Source organism: Coprococcus sp. ART55/1 (assembly GCF_000210595.1).
In the GTDB taxonomy this organism is placed as follows: domain Bacteria; phylum Bacillota; class Clostridia; order Lachnospirales; family Lachnospiraceae; genus Coprococcus; species Coprococcus aceti.
The window spans coordinates 2767153-2770021 of sequence record NC_021018.1; the positions used below are offsets into that span (position 1 = coordinate 2767153).

3 protein-coding genes and 1 pseudogene are annotated in these 2869 nt (G+C 44.1%); all 4 read left to right on the plus strand.

The window, feature by feature from the left end; translation table 11 throughout:
• Positions 1-1115, plus strand: a 1115-nt coding sequence (locus CCU_RS12430) for an RsmF rRNA methyltransferase first C-terminal domain-containing protein (protein WP_015534902.1), incomplete at its 5' end; no start/stop codon positions are given.
• Positions 1112-1879 carry an SDR family NAD(P)-dependent oxidoreductase gene (locus tag CCU_RS12435; protein ID WP_015534903.1) on the plus strand — a complete coding sequence of 256 codons (768 nt, stop codon included), beginning with the start codon at positions 1112-1114 and terminating at the stop codon, positions 1877-1879. The genes CCU_RS12430 and CCU_RS12435, both read left to right, overlap by 4 nt.
• Positions 1880-1939: 60 nt before the next feature.
• The gene (locus CCU_RS12440; RefSeq protein ID WP_015534904.1) at positions 1940-2509 is read left to right on the plus strand and encodes a hypothetical protein; all 570 of its coding nucleotides are present in this window, start codon (positions 1940-1942) and stop codon (positions 2507-2509) included.
• Positions 2510-2515: 6 nt separating this feature from the next.
• Positions 2516-2869 (plus strand): annotated as a pseudogene (locus CCU_RS12445) (RluA family pseudouridine synthase); the annotation flags it as partial.

The following is a 2869-nucleotide window of genomic DNA, read 5'->3' on the forward strand; positions in this document are numbered from 1 at the left end:
CCATGACACCTGCCAGCGTTCTGGATATAGAGGATGGAGATGTGGTACTAGATATATGCGCGGCACCGGGAGGCAAATCCACCGAGCTTGCGGCGAAGCTTAATGGCACGGGAATACTTATATCCAATGATATAAGCAACTCGAGAGCCAAGGCGCTTCTGAAGAACCTGGAACTTTTCGGAATAGGAAACATGTGTGTGGTAAGTGAACCTCCAAATAATCTGTCAAAGGCATTTGAGGGTACATTCGATAAGATACTTATAGATGCACCGTGTTCCGGAGAGGGCATGTTCAGAAAATCTTCATCGATGATGACTGCATGGGAGAACAACGGAACTGAACTTTTTGCCGGACTGCAGAGAGGAATATTAAATGAAGTGTGCAAGATGTTGAAACCGGGCGGAAAGCTGCTTTATTCCACATGTACATTTTCCCCCGAGGAGGATGAGAGGTCGGTGGAGTATCTGCTGTCGATAGATGACAGTATGCATCTTGTGGATTTTCCTAAATATGAGAAATTTGATGACGGCAATCCGGCCTGGGGAGAGACCGGCAATCCTGAGCTTGTGAAATGTTCAAGACTGTGGCCTCATCACGTGAAGGGCGAAGGTCATTTCATAGCTCTGTTTGAAAAGGATCAGGATGACTCATATAGAGGAAACTCAACATACTCGTTCAAGTCGTACAGGCCGGATGAGGATTTCATCGCATTTATAAAGCATGTATCTGAGTCTGCGGGTATAAAGACAGACAGGATAGAGGAAAATAAGGGAAGACTTTATTATATATCAGAGGGAATGCCTGATGTTAAGGGACTCAGGCTTTTGAGGCATGGACTGTTCCTCGGTGAGGTCAAGAAGAACAGATTTGAACCGAGTCAGTCACTTGCGATGTATCTCAAGTCAGATCAGTTTGACAATGTTGTGAGTTTTTTGGCGGATGACATAAGGGTCATAAAGTATTTAAAGGGAGAGACCGTCGAGCTGGAAGATGATCAGGATATAGAGAATGGGTATGTGCTTGTCTGCGTGGATGGATATCCGCTCGGGTGGGCCAAGAACAACAGAGGAGTATTAAAAAACAAATATTTATCGGGATGGAGGATGATGTCATGAGAAAGGTAGCGATAATCACAGGAGCATCTTCAGGGATTGGAAGAGAATTTGCACTTCAGATAGCACAGCGATACAGGACAATCGACGAGATATGGCTTATAGCAAGGAGAAAAGACAGGCTTGCTGAGGTTAAGACCGAGATAAACGCGGTAAGTGGAAAGCTTGTAAGGATACTTGCGCTTGACCTAACCGATGAGACTGATATCAAGTTCTACAGAAATCTTCTTGAGAGACAGGCTCCATCAATAAGAGTACTTGTAAATGCAGCTGGATACGGAATAGCAGGCCATTTTGAGAATATGACAGTGGACGACGTGACTGGAATGTTGAATCTCAACTGCAGGGCGCTGGCTGCCATAACACATATATCTCTGCCATATATGTCAGGCCCTTCAAATATAATCAATCTTGCTTCATCTGCAGCTTTTCTGCCTCAGCCATCATTTGCTATATATGCGGCATCCAAATCAATGGTGCTGAGCTTTTCAAGAGCACTTAACAGAGAGCTTGAGGAAAAGGGGATAACTGTTACGGCTGTCTGCCCGGGACCTGTCAAGACAGAGTTCTTCGATGTTGCGCAGAAGTACACAAAGTCCAAGCCGTATAAGATGATTCTAAGAGCAGATCCTGTGAAGGTTGTAAAAAAGGCACTGTTTGACGCGTATTATATGAGCGATATATCGGTGTATTCGCCGCTTATGAAGGCGTTCAGACTTGTGAGCAAGTACCTGCCTCACAGTTTGCTGATCAGATTTATGAAGTAGATATATGGGCTGCAGGCGGACATAGCTCTACAGCCAGACCAGAGATAAATGGAGGATGATATGGAAAAAGGACAACACGGATACATGAACAGGCATAAGAGAAATGTTCTTATTAGTATCATTGTACTTGGATTGTTTGTTATAGCCGGAGTATTCTTTACTGTGGCTATGTTTGACACAAGAAAGACTGTATTTATAGTCATACCGATACTCGTCGCCCTGCCGCTTGCAAAACAGCTTGTGGCATACATAATGTGTGCAGGGTTCAAGGAACTCACGAAGGATGAGTACGCTAAACTTGAGAAGTTATCATACTTTGGAGATCCGTCACTTGTATATGATGTGTCGATAAGCAGGTACGAGGGAATAGTGTATTTCCCTGCTGCGGTCATAAGAGATGGCAGAATGCTGTTTTACTACAATGGTGGATATGGCAAAAAGATACCTGATGAGGCAGCGCTCAAGAAGATCATTACAGAGGCTCTGGCAGACCAGAAAAAATATGTTGTGATCATAGCCACAGACATTGATGGTTTTGTGGCAAAGGCCGAGAAGATCAAAGCACCTTCAGATGAATTTGTCGGTGCCGATGAGAAGATCAGAAACAGATTATATGAGCTGGGAATATAGACAAAAATGAGAGAGATAGTTATTTCAAAGAACGAAGCCGGCCAGAGGCTTAACAAGCTGGTCATGAAGTACCTTAACAAGGCTCCTTCAAGCTTCGTCTACAGGATGATAAGAAAGAAAAACATAAAACTTAATAACGGCAAGGCGGTTGGAAATGAGATCGTGTATGTTGGGGATGTGATACAGCTCTATCTGTCGGATGAGACCATAGAATCATTCAGGGATGACAGCGTGAGAGCCGGTGCTTCCACAGGTGGAAACAGGTTTAAACCGGAGATCATATATCACGACCACAACATACTTATAGTCAATAAACCGGCGGGTGTATTGTCACAGAAGGCATCGAAGGACGATTACTCG